Raw genomic sequence first — 12895 nt, forward strand, 5'->3', positions numbered from 1 at the left:
CACTTAGGCAAAGCTCCGACCAAGTGACAGGGCGTTTCCATGCTGCCTTTCTGAGCATCAGTTCAATAGCGCCCTATCGCCCTACCCCAACTGCAAAAAGAACCGACCAATCCCCGCGCCTGCCCTCTCTGAAAAGTCCTCATCCAGAAACAGATACCCCATGCCATCCGAAAGCACGCCTTTATGCTCAGGCAGCGCTCTATCCAGATCGCCCCCATAAATGGAAACCCTTCTGCTCCCTGCCCCCGCTAAAACAGGCGACTGCAGCCAGGCGTCCACACCATCCAACTTGGAAGCCAGGTTTTCATCATCGTCCGCGTCGCCATTCACCCCCAGCCGCACCGTCCCGCGATCTGAAATCGGCTGAGCGGCCTCATGCCGCTCGGAACCGGTTCGCACATAGCCCATGACAACCGCTTCCGAGCGTCCCTGGACGGCACGCAACTTTCGATAGTGGCCAACCTCGCCCGGCAGGTACGGCACAAAAACCGACACCCAATACCCCCCATCAATCAAGGCCTCTGAAAACCAACGTCCAGGAAAGGCCATGAGGTGGGTCAGCGGTACTCCATCAGGCGAACGGGGCCAAGCCAGATCAGTCGGCAGGCATGCCCCGCCGCCCACATAGGCATCATCTTTTGCAGGCGTTTCACCGGTAAATATCAGCTCGTCAAACATGCGTTTCTTTGCACTCAGTCATGGGTTGCAGCCTTCGTTAACAGCCTCAGGCCAATACGGGCGTCAAGGCTTCAGGCCATACACCTTGCCTCGACAATCCACCCTCAATTCCTCCAGAAAGGGCCGCAACTGCGCCTCCTCCATCAACGCCAGCAACTGTCCAGCCGCCTCCCGCAGCAACTGCCACTGCCCATGTTCGAAGATCCCCCGATCGCCACAATGAAAGGCCGCCTCGGACAACCCATTGCATTGCCCCCAGAGGCTTTGCAGCCCAGCCCGAACTTCATCCGGCAAGGCACTGGCGCACGTTGCTAGCAGCGCCTCCAACGGCAACATCGCCATGGACCAGGCCTCACAGGCGGGGCAATCAGGGATGCTGGCCTGCTGAGCCTGCGCATCCAGTGCCAGAAACCCCAGGGCATCGATCGCCTCGCCCACCGCCAGCACCCGCTTGTACTCATCCTGCCCGTACCACTCCCAGACAGTGGTGGAGAACCCCATGTTTTCGGCTCCAAAATTCGTCCGGGCGAATATACCGACATCACGGTCCTTTCGCGCATCCTGCAGCCTCGCCGCTTGTGTCGCGCTGCAAACTCTGGAATTGTCTGCCCCTTTGACCACGCCCCCCATCCCCATGAACCCACGCCTCGCCCTGCTTGTGTGCGACTACCAGGCCAGCGTCCGCTGCGCCGTCGAGTTGATGCAGCAATGCGCCATCCCCCTCCCCGCCAGCAACAGCGACTGGGCGGGGCTCGACATTCCGGAGCAAGGGCAGCTGACTGGCGGCGTTCGTTACTTCAAGCACGGCTATGGCTGCGCCGTTCACCTGCCAACGGCAACGGTGAGCTTCGACTTTGGCGAGCAGGGCGAGATCGACGGCGTCACCCTGTGCAGGCTCGCCGGCTTTGCCGAGAACCGGCTCGCGCAGTACGGTTTTACCGATGAGGATGAGCTCAAGCAGTGCTTCGAGCAGGAAGTGGCAGCCGGCTCGCTGGTGTATTCGGGCTATATCCTTTACTACCTCGCAACCGCCAACCCCCAAGCGGGCAGGCTCGAAGATAGCCCCACCCCTTCAGCACCCGAGCAACCCGAGAGCCCATCATGAAGTTCACCTCAGCCGGCCAACTCATCGACCCGCGAACCGTCGGCTATCGCAGCCTGGGCTTCGGCGAGGCGCTGTCGATCCCGGCAACGCCCTATGAGCTGCGCATCAAGCACAGCGATCTGCCGCCAGGCTTTCTTGATGTCGCCGACACCTTCAACGCCGAATGCAGAACCGACGATCTGGCCCAAGGCTTTATCGACATTCCGCAACTGGCAGAGCTGGACTACCCAAGCTTCAGGGCGCTGCTGCAAGACCATCCGGACCTGGCGGCGCGCCTGATCCAGGACTACCTGCATTTCGAGTTGTTTTTTTTCCTGTTGCCGAACTCAAGCGCACTCAAGGTGGTGATCAACAGCATCACCAGCATCCACTCAAGAGACAACGTCATCATCCTGAGCGGCGAAACCTTCGCCGCCAGAAGCGCCGGGCAATGACCGGGCGCTAGCCACAGCACAGGCAACCGCTGATCAGGGGCTGATCGGGGTCGCTTTCAAGAAAGGTGACTCTGACTTCCACGCCCGCTCGCAGCGGGGTCGTTGCGCAGCGCCAATTGGCGGCGCCCCCAAGCCAGCAACTGCTTTTGTCATCGAACCGTCCTTCGCGGTCCCAGGGAAACTTGACCTTGAGCCTTGCCAGGCGCCGATCACCGCGCAGTGCCTCGTCGTCCACCGCGATGACCACCGCGGTCTGGCTGCTCACCTGGGGTTTTTCGTGCGCCGAAGGCGGACGGTAGGCCAGGTCCCAGGGCACCAGCGTGAAACGATTGCGGTAACCCGACTGCCGGCCATCCCCGGCGCTCGGGTTGTCGGCGGCGTACTCGTCCGACAGCTGCGGTTGGCCGCCTGCGTGGATGACCCGAGTCAGTAGCCATGCCTCATTGCGCTCCTGGCCAGGGGCGCCGCACAGGTCCACAACATGGCCGCTGTGCAGTTCGGTGCGCGAACCCTGCCCCTCCACCTGACGATAAGCCGCGCGGCGGTACTCGCCGGTCGGCGGGCTGATCGCTCTGGCGGGCTCGGGCATGACCGCCGTGGCGGGCTCGATCCGCGGGAAGACCGCCTGATGATCGCCAAACACCAGCACGTGCCCTTGAGCACTGTGCTGGAAGTGAAAGTGAATCCCCTCCTCCTCGCACAGGCGCTGAATGAAATGCAGATCCGTTTCACCGAACTGGGTGCAGCAGTCACGCTTGGGGTAGGTGGAACCCAGCTGGAAGCGGTAGGCGTCCCCCAGGATCCCGTGTTCTTCGAGTATCAAGGCGACGATGGCCGGCACCGAAAACTGTTGATAGATGCGCTGGTTGGTGCGATGGCGCAGGTAGGACAGATGCGGGACCAGGGCCAGGTTGTAGCGCTGCGGATGCGAATGCTCAGTGTCTTTGCCGATGTGATAGATGCGTCCATGAACGCCGTTGCCCTGGGGGTCGAAGGCCAGAAAGGCCTCGCTGTCGACCAGGCTTTGCAGCTCCTGCTCTGGTCGCTCGCAGACAAACTCCACCTTGAAGAAGTAAGGCTTGCCGATCGCCTCCTCGCCGGTGAAGGCAAGCACTTGAACCTCCTGATCAAGTGCGTCGAGTGTCAAGCTGAAGTGCGTTTGATGGGCTGGGCTGAACATCCACTGTTCTCCTGTTGCTTGAGGTGTTGAATGGACGCAGGCACAAACCGCCATGCGGAAAAGTTGTTCTCCGCATGGCCAGTACATTTCATCGAATGTTTTAAATAATGAGCCCGCACTGGCGATGAAACTTGCACAGGGCAGAAGATGAAGAGTTCAACGAAATCAGATGCTGCTCTTCACCTTGGTCCAGACCCGAGTTCGGATCCGCTCCAGTTTCAATGGCAGCGGCTCAAGTGGAACCAGTGTGGCAACCGTTTGCTTGTCTGGATAAATCCAGGGATTGTCGCGCAACTTCTGCTGGACAAACTCCGTGGCATCCTTGTTGGCATTGGGGTACAGGGTGTGATTTGAAGTCTTGGCAATCACTTCCGGGCGCAACATGTAGTTGATGAACGCCATGCCGGCCTTGGGATGCGGAGCGTCTTTCAACAGAACCAGATTCTCCGACCAGACCAGTGCGCCTTCACGCGGAAGGCTGTAGGTAATCCGGCGCCCAGTGTTGGACTTTTCATTGATGGCCTGGGCGGCAAGCGCACCATTGGCCCAGCCCACCACCGCACAGATGTTGCCGTCCGCCAAGTCGGCGTCGATGCGGGACGAGTCGAAATAAAGGATGTAGGGACGGATTTTCAACAGCAGGGCTTGGGCTTTCTGGTAGTCATCCGGGTTCTTGCTGTTGCTCGGGAGCCCAAGGTAGTTCAGGGCGATGGAAATGATCTCGCTGGGCGAGTCGAGCATGGCCACGCCACAGGACTTCAGCTTGCTGATGTTCTCTTCCTTGAAGATCAGGTCCCAGCTATTGACCGGCGCATCGTCGCCCAGCGCCGCTTTGACCTTGTCCACGTCATAGCCGATCCCGGTGGTGCCCCACAGATAGGGCACCGCGTAACGATTGCCCGGATCATTGACCGCGAGCTGGGCCAGGATGTCCGGGTCGACGTGGGACAGATTGCTCAGTTGCGCCGGGTCCAACGGCTGCAGCACTCCGGCCTGGATCAGGCTGGGCAGCACATTGGAGGTCGCCACCACCACGTCATACCCCGTGCGCCCGGCCATGACCTTGCTCTGCATGATCTCGGCGCTGTCGAAGGCATCCATGTGAATGCGGGTGCCGGTGGCCTGCTCGAACTCTTTTGGGGTTTCCGGCGCGAGCAGCCCGAACCAGTTGTACAAGTACATTCCGGGCTCTGCCGCCCCTGCCGATGTGCTGATCCCGGCACAGAGAAGCGCGGCTGAAAAAACGGTTCGCAAAGGTGATTTTCTCATGCAACATCCTTGTCCAGACGACGTGCCCTCATGGCTGTCGTAAATCCTGCAAGCGAATATACCGAGCCCAAGCCAATAGTAAATACCTCCAAATACTTACCCTTGACCCACGATTCCCTAACCCTAAAGGGGTAGAAAATGCCACTCGACCTTCATAGCCTGGCCTGGCATCGATCGATTGGAAAACTGATCATGCAGTTGAACCGTCCAGACTTCTGGAGTTCGCTTATTCGTACGCTCAATGAATATGTGCAGATCGATAACTGGGTTGTACTGATCTTCAGCAATCAACAGGTGCAAGTGATCAGTCTTCCCGAGATTGCCGATGTGGAAGAGGTGGACGCCTTCACTCATCTATATGTAAAGGGACTTTACTTGCTGGACCCCTTTTACATCGCCAACCGGGAAAACCCGCAAAGCGGCTTCTTTCACTTATTGGACATTGCCCCGGAATACTTCGTTGAAACCGAGTACTACCACCAGTACTTCGCCCAATACATTTCCATGGATGAAGTGCAATACAACGTGCAACTGGATGCCGATAGAACCCTGTGCATTTCCATTGGCAGCCGGGTTCGTTTCAATCAAGAACAAATCACCATGCTCGACCTCATCAAGCCTTGGGTGATGGCTCTGATGCATCAACGCATGTGCTTTGAGATCGATCTGGAGAAGAGCCTCGCCGCCCCGCCGCAATGGCCGGAAACCATCGGCCAACTGGGCACCCAGATAACCACGCGGGAAAGCGATGTACTGCGGCTGTTGCTCAGCGGCTTCTCCAACAAGGAAATCGCCGGCAAACTCTCCCTCTCCGCGGAAACCGTCAAGGTTCATCGCCGTAACATCTACGCCAAGCTGAACATCAAGTCACAATCCGAACTCTTCGCTCGCTTCTTCATGCCCAAACAGGAGGTGCTCTCTTGACGCCAACAACCTCGCTGACGCTCCTTCCCGGGAAGCCGTAAACAAACCACTGCTCAGCCTGGATGCCTCACGAACCCCGCATCCCATCAGCAACACCCTCCAAGCCCCTCTCAACACGGATGTCGAACACCCCATGTTTAAAGCCATTGTCTTCGGCCTGCTCTCCTGCGCTTTGGTGCTGCCTGTGTTCGGGCTGGCCATTTCACAGTTTCTCCCTCCTGCGTTCGTTGCGCTGGGCGAACCGGGCTGGAGACAACAGCACGATCAACTGGTCAGCATCAACAGTGTTCAATGGCTGACGGTGCTTGGCTGGGCCCTCGCGGCGGGCGTTGGCGGATTTGTCAGCACCCGGACCCAGGCGACCCGCACCTTGCGTCCCGCCATCTGGGTCGGGGTCATCATCCTGCTGGTCTGGGGCATACCGGTGGGGTTCTTCTCGGGAAGCCAAATGGGCTGGGTGCATTTCACCTGCTGCCTGGCCATCATGCCGGCGGTGCTAGCGGGAGGTTCGCTGGCGCGCAGAAAGGCTGAATCATTCACCTGAACATCAACAGCAAGCAGGTAGCCCTTCGATGGATATCCAATTTCGCGGTAACGCAATGCCTGGCAACCCCGCTGCCGGCACCTGCGATGAGTACAGCCTGAGCGGCATTTCCAGCCTGGACGAGCTGATCGACGCCTACCGCCAGATCGCTGGCAACCACCCGGGCTTCAGGCCCCTGCTCTCGCTGGATGACCTGCCCCAGGCCCGCTACACCTCCGGGCATGCACGCAACAACCTGGGGCTGGACGATGCCTCGGAACAGGACATCGCCCAGTTACCGGCAGAGTGCTTCGAACAGGGCGAATACCTGGGCTATCCCACCACCAAAGCCGAGTTCGCGATCTGCTTGCGCAACTTCACCGATCTGGTGGCAGGCAGCTCGTTCGAAGACGCGTGCGCCCACGGCCTGACCCTTGACCCGCCCGCCCTGCAGGAATGGATGGACTATCAGGACCTCCCTGTGTCACTGCTCGACCAGCCCCTCTCGGCACTCCTGGTTCCGGTCGAACATGCCTGCCAGGCCCTGGCGGCGTTTCCCAACGGCTATTTCAGTTGCGACCTGGGCCCTGCGCAAAACTATGCGGTAGCGCGCCATTTCGCCCAGGCCCACGGTTATGAATTGATGGGGGTTGGCGCGTCTTACCTCGGCTTCCTGCGTGCAGTGCCTGCCGACCTGAGCGTAGCCAACGCAGTGGCGAGCGATTTTTGTGCGCTCTACAACACCCCTGAGGAGAACCGGCAAACGATGATTTCAGCAGTCGTCCCAGCGATCCGCGACCGGACACACCTGTGGCTGCGTTACGTGGAATGACGCTCGGAGAAAGGGCACTGCCACAGCAGACGATTGATGGTGGCCGAGACGGGTCATGAATCGACTAGAAAAGCCGATCGGTTAAATCTGCTTCAGCTTTTCGGCAAACAGAGCGATTTGGGTCGGGGTGAGCAACAACGACCCATTGATCTGCCAATTACAATCGTCATCTGACGTTGAGCCTAAGTAGATGCGTAAAAAAACACCCTCCGTAAAAAATGGGTCTTTGCTGGCAGAGAAGGCCAAGTCCTGGCCTTCAGAAAGCCAATCTTGAGTAACGCCCTCTTCAAGTTGCGCTGCCAGCATGAAGAACTCCTCCAGCGGTTGCGGCACATCCCCCGCTGAGTTTTTTTCCGAAGCTATTTCTGCTTGCAGCGCAGTGCCGGTGAGCCGAACCAGAACACAGCCCGGCCGGCCGCTTGGGCATGGCAGGATGGTCAGCGTCAGTCCATCCTTTTGACTTATTTCTGCGGGCATAGACTCTCCGTTGTCGCCTGCATGAGTCCTTCAGGACGCACGCATCGTTGTCTCGTAGCGGGTTAACGGGTTTGCCAGAGGATCAGGTCGATCTTCTTCAACTGAGTGAAATGTGCATGATCTGCAACCAGGCTATCGAACTGTTGAATCCAGCTTCGAGCTTCGCTTGTGCCGAGGAAATCTTGGTACCAGCCCTCGATAGCGAGATAACATTTTTTCAAATCGTCGAGCTTCGTTTTGCTGTTGCCGGTAGGTGCCTTCAAACCGAGATTTTGCAACACATACATGTCCCAAACAGGTTTGTGAGGATCAAGAGTCGCAACCATCTTGCTGGAGAACGATGGTTCAAAACGGCCGGTCGCGGCGTAAAGCGCATCAATCACCGTATCGAAGCCCGGCTTGCTACCCCGCAACTGCTCCATAAGCTGATAGTAGGCCTGGTAGTAGAGCGGCGTCCGCTGACGCATTCTGTAAAAGCCGTTATACGCACGTTGGAAGTCTATATCTGAGGTTACGTTCACCTGGCCGTATCGGTTCATCAGCGCTAGGTACTTTGCAATCCCTGGCTTCGCCTTCTGAATCGCATCCGTCACATCCTTGCTCATTTATACGACACCCTCACGATATGAAGGGCATATTGTAGCGTCTGAATCGCCCCGTTTTTTGCTCAAGATATTGAGACCTCCAAAGAAGGCGAGCCAAATAGGCTTTCATCCATCCACCCTTAACCGAACGCAGGCTCCTCGCAAGCGCAGGGCCTTGGCATGTGGCCCCTCTACGCCGACTCACCTTTATCAACCGGCAACGACGCCAACATCTCAGCGCGGCACACCTCAAGAATCTCATCCGCCAGCGCGGAATCATCCGGGCAGGCTCGCGACAACAGGACCGCACCGACCGCACGTGACAGCAGGTCGATCATTTTCTTTCTGCCCTCGCCCGCCAGCGCGTCCGGCCCGGTCGGGTATTTCTCCCCCAGGATCTGCAGGGTGTGCTCGATCCCTTCGGCAAACGTCGCTTTCAGATCATCCGACTGACGCGCCGCATCGCCTCCCAACGCGGCCATGGTGCATCCATCGCCACGCCGGTCCCGGTGCGCTCTCGACACATAGACATCAATGAACCCCGGCACATCAAGCGCCGCCGCCGCGGCCAGGGATTTGGACAGGCTGCAGGCCGAGGCTTCGGCCATCAGGTCGGCCTTGGAGCCGAAATGCTTGTAGAAGCCGCCGTGGGTGAAACCGGCCGCCGCCATCAGATCCGACACGCCGACCCCGTCGAAGCCGCGCTCACGGAACAGTTCAGAGGCCGTTTCAACGATGTGCTCTCGATTGGCCTGCGCCTGGGCCTTGCTCACTCTCACGTGCAATACCTCATGTTCATTGGGAAATCATGGCCCCAATCATACATAGATGTCGACCATAATCAAAACCGTTGACAGTTTAGATTTCGATCATCATCCTAATTGCACGCACCACCGACCTCCACCACCAGGCACGGAAGAGACACCCGATGACCGATCAGAATCTGTTCACCCCTTACACCCTTGGCACCCTCGCGCTGTCGAACCGCATCGTCCTTGCGCCACTGACACGCAACCGCGCGGGCGAAGGCTTTGTTCCAAGCGAATTCGCGGCCACCTATTACAGCCAACGCGCTAGCGCAGGCTTGCTGATCAGCGAAGCCACGCAGATTTCCCAGCAGGGCCAGGGCTATCAGGACACCCCCGGGATCTACACCCAGGCGCAGATTGATGGCTGGCGCACGGTGACCGACGCGGTGCATGCCAAGGGCGGCAAGATCTTTATGCAACTGTGGCATGTCGGCCGCGTATCCCACGTTGATCTGCAAGAAAACGGCGCCGCCCCCGTGGCTCCTTCCGCGCTGCGCGCGGCCACCAAGGTGTTCGTCAATAACCGCTTTGAGGACGTCTCCGAGCCCCGCGCGCTGGACATCAGCGAACTGCCGGGGATCGTCGCCGATTTCCGCCAGGCCGCGGCAAACGCTGTCGCTGCCGGGTTCGACGGCGTGGAAATACACGGCGCGAACGGCTATTTGCTGGATCAGTTCCTCAAGGACAGCGCCAACTCGCGCACCGACGCTTACGGCGGTTCGATTGAAAATCGCGCCCGTCTGTTGCTTGAGGTGACGGCAGCTGTGATCGACGAAATCGGCGCGGATCGCACCGGGGTACGCCTGTCACCGGTGTCGCCGGCCAACGACGTTTCCAGCAGTGATCCGCAGGCGCAGTTCAATTACCTCGTCGATCAACTTGATGCCCTGGGCGTGGTGTACCTGCATGTGGTCGAAGGGGCGACCGGCGGTCCGCGCGAGGTGGCGCCGTTCGACTTCAGCGCCCTGCGCCAGCGCTTCAAAAACACCTACATCGCCAACAACGGCTATGACCTGGAGTTGGCGACGTCGAGGCTGGCCGAAGACCAGGCCGATCTGATCGCCTTCGGTCGCCCGTTCATTGCCAACCCGGATCTGGTGGAGCGCCTGCAAAGCGGCGCGCCGCTGTCCGCCTTCAATCCCGCCACGCTCTATGGCGGCGGCGCGACGGGCTATATCGACTACCCGACCTTGGCTGAATCGGGCACCAGCGCCAGCTGAGCCCTACCTGATCGCACAACCTGCCTTTGCCACCCCTGAAAGAGAGATGAATCCATGAGCACTCGCCCTACCGTTCTCATCACCGGCGCCTCCACCGGCATTGGCGCCGTCTACGCCGAGCGCTTCGCGCAACGCGGCCACGATCTGGTGCTGGTCGCCCGCGATCAGGCACGCCTGGACGCACTGGCCGCCCGACTGCGCAGCGAACACCGGGTCGCCATCGATGTCATCGCGGCGGACCTGACCCAATCCGGCGATCTGACCGCCGTGGAAACCCGCCTGCGCGACGACGCTCGAATCGGCATCCTGGTCAACAACGCCGGCGCCGCCCTGTCCGGCAGCTTCATCGAGCAAAGCACCGACAGCGTTGCGCAACTGGTCGCCCTCAACACCACCGCGCTGGTGCGCCTGGCCAGTGCCATTGCCCCGCGCCTGGCCAAGGCCGGCGACGGCGCGATCATCAACATCGGTTCGGTGGTGGGCCTGGCGCCGGAGTTCGGCATGACGGTGTATGGCGCGACCAAGGCTTTCGTGCTGTTCCTTTCCCAAGGCCTGAGCCTGGAGCTGGCGCCCCGGGGCGTGTACGTGCAGGCCGTGCTGCCGGCGGCGACCCGCACGGAGATCTGGGACCGCTCAGGCGTCGACATCAACACCCTGAGCGACATCATGGAAGTCGGCGATCTGGTGGATGCCGCCCTGGTCGGTTTCGATCGGCGCGAACCGGTGACCATCCCGCCGCTGCAACAGGCCGAACGCTGGGATGACCTGCAGAACGCGCGTCAGGCCCTGCTGGGGCAGATCCGTCAATCCGAGGTTGCCCAGCGTTACCAGGCCCAACAATGATCGTCAGATAGCGAGCATTCGCGGCGGATTCGCGGCAGGCACTGCGACGAATCCGCTCCGCTGTTCGGAGTAGCAATGAATCCCATACAGACAACTCGCACCCCGGCTGTGCAGACCTCGTTCATCAACGCGGCGAACCAGTCGATCATGGTCAGGGGCATTCCCTTCGCCTACCGCGATACCGGTCCCGCGGGCGGCGTGCCCCTGGTGCTGTTTAACCATTGGGGCGCGGTGCTGGACCACTTCGACCCGGCCATCATCGATGGACTGGCCCAGACCCGGCGGGTCATCACCACCGACTATCGCGGCATCGGCGGCTCGGGTGGCAGCGCGCCACTGACGGTCGGCGAAATGGCGCAAGACGCCATCGAGCTGATACAGGCCCTGGGGTTCAAGCGCGTCGATGTACTGGGCTTTTCACTCGGCGGCTTCGTCGCTCAGGACATCGCCCTGAAGGCCCCGCAATCGGTGCGTCGCTTGATTCTCACCGGCACCGGGCCGGCCGGCGGCAGCGGTATCGACCAGGTCGGCTCGGTGACCTGGCCCTTGATGCTCAAAGGCCTGCTGACCTTGCGCGATCCCAAGTTCTACTTGTTCTTTACCTCGACGCCCCAGGGTCGTCGAGCCGCCGCGGAGTATCTGCAACGCCTCAAAGCCCGCAGCAAGCATCGCGACAAGGGCCCGACGCCCGGCGCTTTCCTGCGGCAGCTGCAAGCCATCACCGCGTGGGGCAGACAGGCGCCGCAGTCTCTCGAGCGCTTGCAGGCGCCAACGCTGATCGTCAATGGCGACAACGACATCATGGTGCCCAGCGTCAACTCCCATGCCCTGGCCAAGCGTATCCCCAACGCACAGCTGGTGATGTACGAGGATGCCGGGCACGGCGGCATTTTCCAGTACTACGCTGACTTCGTGGCCAAGGCCCTGGCGTTCCTTGACGACTGAGCCCCCATGAGCACCACGCCACCCAAGCACCGGCCCCCTTTTACAACCGACACGAGCCGCACACCGATGAAGGCATTTTCAATTGATCGCTATGGCAAGAACACCGGGCACATGCGCGAAGTGCCCGCCCCCGAGGTGGGTGCCCACGACGTCTTGATCGAGGTGCACGCCAGCGGCGTCAACGCGCTGGACTCAAAGATCCGCAACGGCGAATTCAAGCTGATCCTGCCCTACGCATTGCCCCTGATACTGGGCAATGACCTGGCGGGCGTCGTGGTTGCGGTCGGCCCGCAGGTGCAAGCCTTCAAGCCGGGAGACGAAGTCTACGCGCGACCGCCGCAGGAGCGGATCGGAACCTTCGCCCAACTGATCGCCGTGCACGAAGACGCGATTGCCCTGAAACCGGCCAATATCGACATGACCCAAGCCGCGTCCATTCCTCTGGTCGCACTCACTGCCTGGCAAGTGCTGGTGGAAACCGCCCAACTGAAAAAGGGCCAGAAAGTGCTGATCCATGCAGGCGCGGGCGGGGTCGGCACCCTTGCCATCCAGCTTGCCAAACACCTCGGCGCCTTCGTCGCCACCACCACCAGCACGGCGAATGTCGAATGGGTCAAAGCCCTGGGCGCCGATCAGGTGATCGACTACAAGCAGCAGGACTTCGAAAGCGTCCTGCATGGCTACGACGTGGTGTTGAACAGCCTGGGCAGCGACGTCCTGGAAAAATCCCTCAAGGTCCTCAAGCCCGGCGGCCAGCTGATCTCCATCTCCGGTCCCCCCACCGTGCAGTTCGCCCAGGAGCAAGGCTTGTCCTGGCCATTGCAGCAGGTCATGCGCCTGCTGAGCTGGGGTATCCGGCGCAAGGCACGCAAGCTGGGCATCCGCTACGCCTTTGTGTTCATGCGGGCCGATGGAGTCCAACTGCAACAGATCACCGCGCTGATTGAGGCGGGAGTCCTCAAGCCGGTGCTTGATCGCAGCTTCGCCTTTGCAGCCACGGCAGAAGCACTGGAGTACGTCGAGCAGGGCCGGGCCAAGGGCAAGGTCGTGGTCAGGATCAAATGACGACTCC

Annotated in this window: 16 protein-coding genes; 9 read left to right on the forward strand and 7 right to left on the reverse strand. The window is 60.2% G+C overall.

Annotation, left to right across the window (positions count from 1 at the left end):
* Nucleotides 1–81: 81 nt before the first annotated feature.
* Both POS17_RS16070 and POS17_RS16075 read right to left on the reverse strand, forming a co-directional pair.
* Complete coding sequence (locus tag POS17_RS16070) at nt 82–678, reverse strand: hypothetical protein (RefSeq protein WP_060839492.1); 597 nt, start codon at nt 676–678, stop codon at nt 82–84.
* 63 nt (nt 679–741) lie between these two features.
* Nucleotides 742–1179 (reverse strand): hypothetical protein, encoded by a 438-nt coding sequence (locus POS17_RS16075; RefSeq protein WP_060841950.1) that lies wholly within the window; start codon nt 1177–1179, stop codon nt 742–744.
* 133 nt (nt 1180–1312) lie between these two features.
* On the opposite strand from POS17_RS16075, the gene POS17_RS16085 reads away from it, so the two are divergent.
* Nucleotides 1313–1783, forward strand: coding sequence for a DUF6896 domain-containing protein (locus POS17_RS16085; protein ID WP_060839493.1), 471 nt, complete (start codon nt 1313–1315; stop codon nt 1781–1783).
* Nucleotides 1780–2217, forward strand: a complete 438-nt coding sequence (locus tag POS17_RS16090; protein WP_060839494.1) for a hypothetical protein — start codon at nt 1780–1782, stop codon at nt 2215–2217. The genes POS17_RS16085 and POS17_RS16090 overlap by 4 nt, the downstream gene beginning before the upstream one ends.
* Nucleotides 2218–2224: 7 nt before the next feature.
* On the opposite strand, the gene POS17_RS16095 is transcribed toward POS17_RS16090, so the two are convergent.
* Together POS17_RS16095 and POS17_RS16100 are read right to left on the reverse strand one after the other, a co-directional pair.
* Nucleotides 2225–3397, reverse strand: a complete 1173-nt coding sequence (locus POS17_RS16095) for a contractile injection system protein, VgrG/Pvc8 family (protein ID WP_060839495.1) — start codon at nt 3395–3397, stop codon at nt 2225–2227.
* Between the two features lie 165 nt (nt 3398–3562).
* Entirely contained in the window at nt 3563–4666 is a 1104-nt protein-coding gene (locus tag POS17_RS16100) for a polyamine ABC transporter substrate-binding protein (RefSeq protein WP_060839496.1), read from the reverse strand.
* 138 nt (nt 4667–4804) lie between these two features.
* Here POS17_RS16100 and POS17_RS16105 point away from each other — a divergent pair, with 138 nt between their 5' ends.
* The 3 genes from POS17_RS16105 to POS17_RS16115 all read left to right on the forward strand — a co-directional run bounded on the left by POS17_RS16105 (nt 4805) and on the right by POS17_RS16115 (nt 6945).
* The gene (locus POS17_RS16105; RefSeq protein WP_060839497.1) at nt 4805–5590 is read left to right on the forward strand and encodes a helix-turn-helix transcriptional regulator; all 786 of its coding nucleotides are present in this window, start codon (nt 4805–4807) and stop codon (nt 5588–5590) included.
* 133 nt (nt 5591–5723) lie between these two features.
* The gene (locus POS17_RS16110) at nt 5724–6134 is read left to right on the forward strand and encodes a hypothetical protein (RefSeq protein ID WP_060839498.1); all 411 of its coding nucleotides are present in this window, start codon (nt 5724–5726) and stop codon (nt 6132–6134) included.
* 28 nt (nt 6135–6162) lie between these two features.
* Nucleotides 6163–6945 (forward strand): hypothetical protein, encoded by a 783-nt coding sequence (locus POS17_RS16115; protein WP_060839499.1) that lies wholly within the window; start codon nt 6163–6165, stop codon nt 6943–6945.
* An 81-nt stretch (nt 6946–7026) separates the two neighbouring features.
* Here POS17_RS16115 and POS17_RS16120 read toward each other — a convergent pair whose 3' ends face one another.
* From POS17_RS16120 to POS17_RS16130, 3 genes are all read right to left on the reverse strand, one after another.
* Nucleotides 7027–7422, reverse strand: coding sequence for a hypothetical protein (locus POS17_RS16120; RefSeq protein ID WP_060839500.1), 396 nt, complete (start codon nt 7420–7422; stop codon nt 7027–7029).
* Nucleotides 7423–7484: 62 nt separating this feature from the next.
* Nucleotides 7485–8027: a hypothetical protein gene (locus POS17_RS16125; RefSeq protein ID WP_060839501.1), complete on the reverse strand. Its 543-nt coding sequence runs from the start codon at nt 8025–8027 to the stop codon at nt 7485–7487.
* Nucleotides 8028–8197: 170 nt separating this feature from the next.
* Nucleotides 8198–8785 (reverse strand): TetR/AcrR family transcriptional regulator, encoded by a 588-nt coding sequence (locus POS17_RS16130; protein ID WP_173655901.1) that lies wholly within the window; start codon nt 8783–8785, stop codon nt 8198–8200.
* A 149-nt stretch (nt 8786–8934) separates the two neighbouring features.
* On the opposite strand from POS17_RS16130, the gene POS17_RS16135 reads away from it, so the two are divergent.
* The 4 genes from POS17_RS16135 to POS17_RS16150 all read left to right on the forward strand — a co-directional run bounded on the left by POS17_RS16135 (nt 8935) and on the right by POS17_RS16150 (nt 12888).
* Nucleotides 8935–10035, forward strand: a complete 1101-nt coding sequence (locus POS17_RS16135) for an alkene reductase (protein WP_060839503.1) — start codon at nt 8935–8937, stop codon at nt 10033–10035.
* 54 nt (nt 10036–10089) lie between these two features.
* The gene (locus tag POS17_RS16140; protein WP_060839504.1) at nt 10090–10878 is read left to right on the forward strand and encodes an SDR family NAD(P)-dependent oxidoreductase; all 789 of its coding nucleotides are present in this window, start codon (nt 10090–10092) and stop codon (nt 10876–10878) included.
* A 75-nt stretch (nt 10879–10953) separates the two neighbouring features.
* The gene (locus tag POS17_RS16145) at nt 10954–11823 is read left to right on the forward strand and encodes an alpha/beta fold hydrolase (protein WP_060839505.1); all 870 of its coding nucleotides are present in this window, start codon (nt 10954–10956) and stop codon (nt 11821–11823) included.
* Between the two features lie 66 nt (nt 11824–11889).
* On the forward strand, nt 11890–12888 hold the full coding sequence (locus POS17_RS16150) for an NADP-dependent oxidoreductase (RefSeq protein WP_060839506.1): 999 nt from the start codon (nt 11890–11892) through the stop codon (nt 12886–12888).
* Nucleotides 12889–12895 lie beyond the last annotated feature (7 nt).

Origin of the sequence: Pseudomonas sp. Os17 (assembly GCF_001547895.1) — a bacterium.
In the GTDB taxonomy this organism is placed as follows: Bacteria; Pseudomonadota; Gammaproteobacteria; order Pseudomonadales; family Pseudomonadaceae; genus Aquipseudomonas.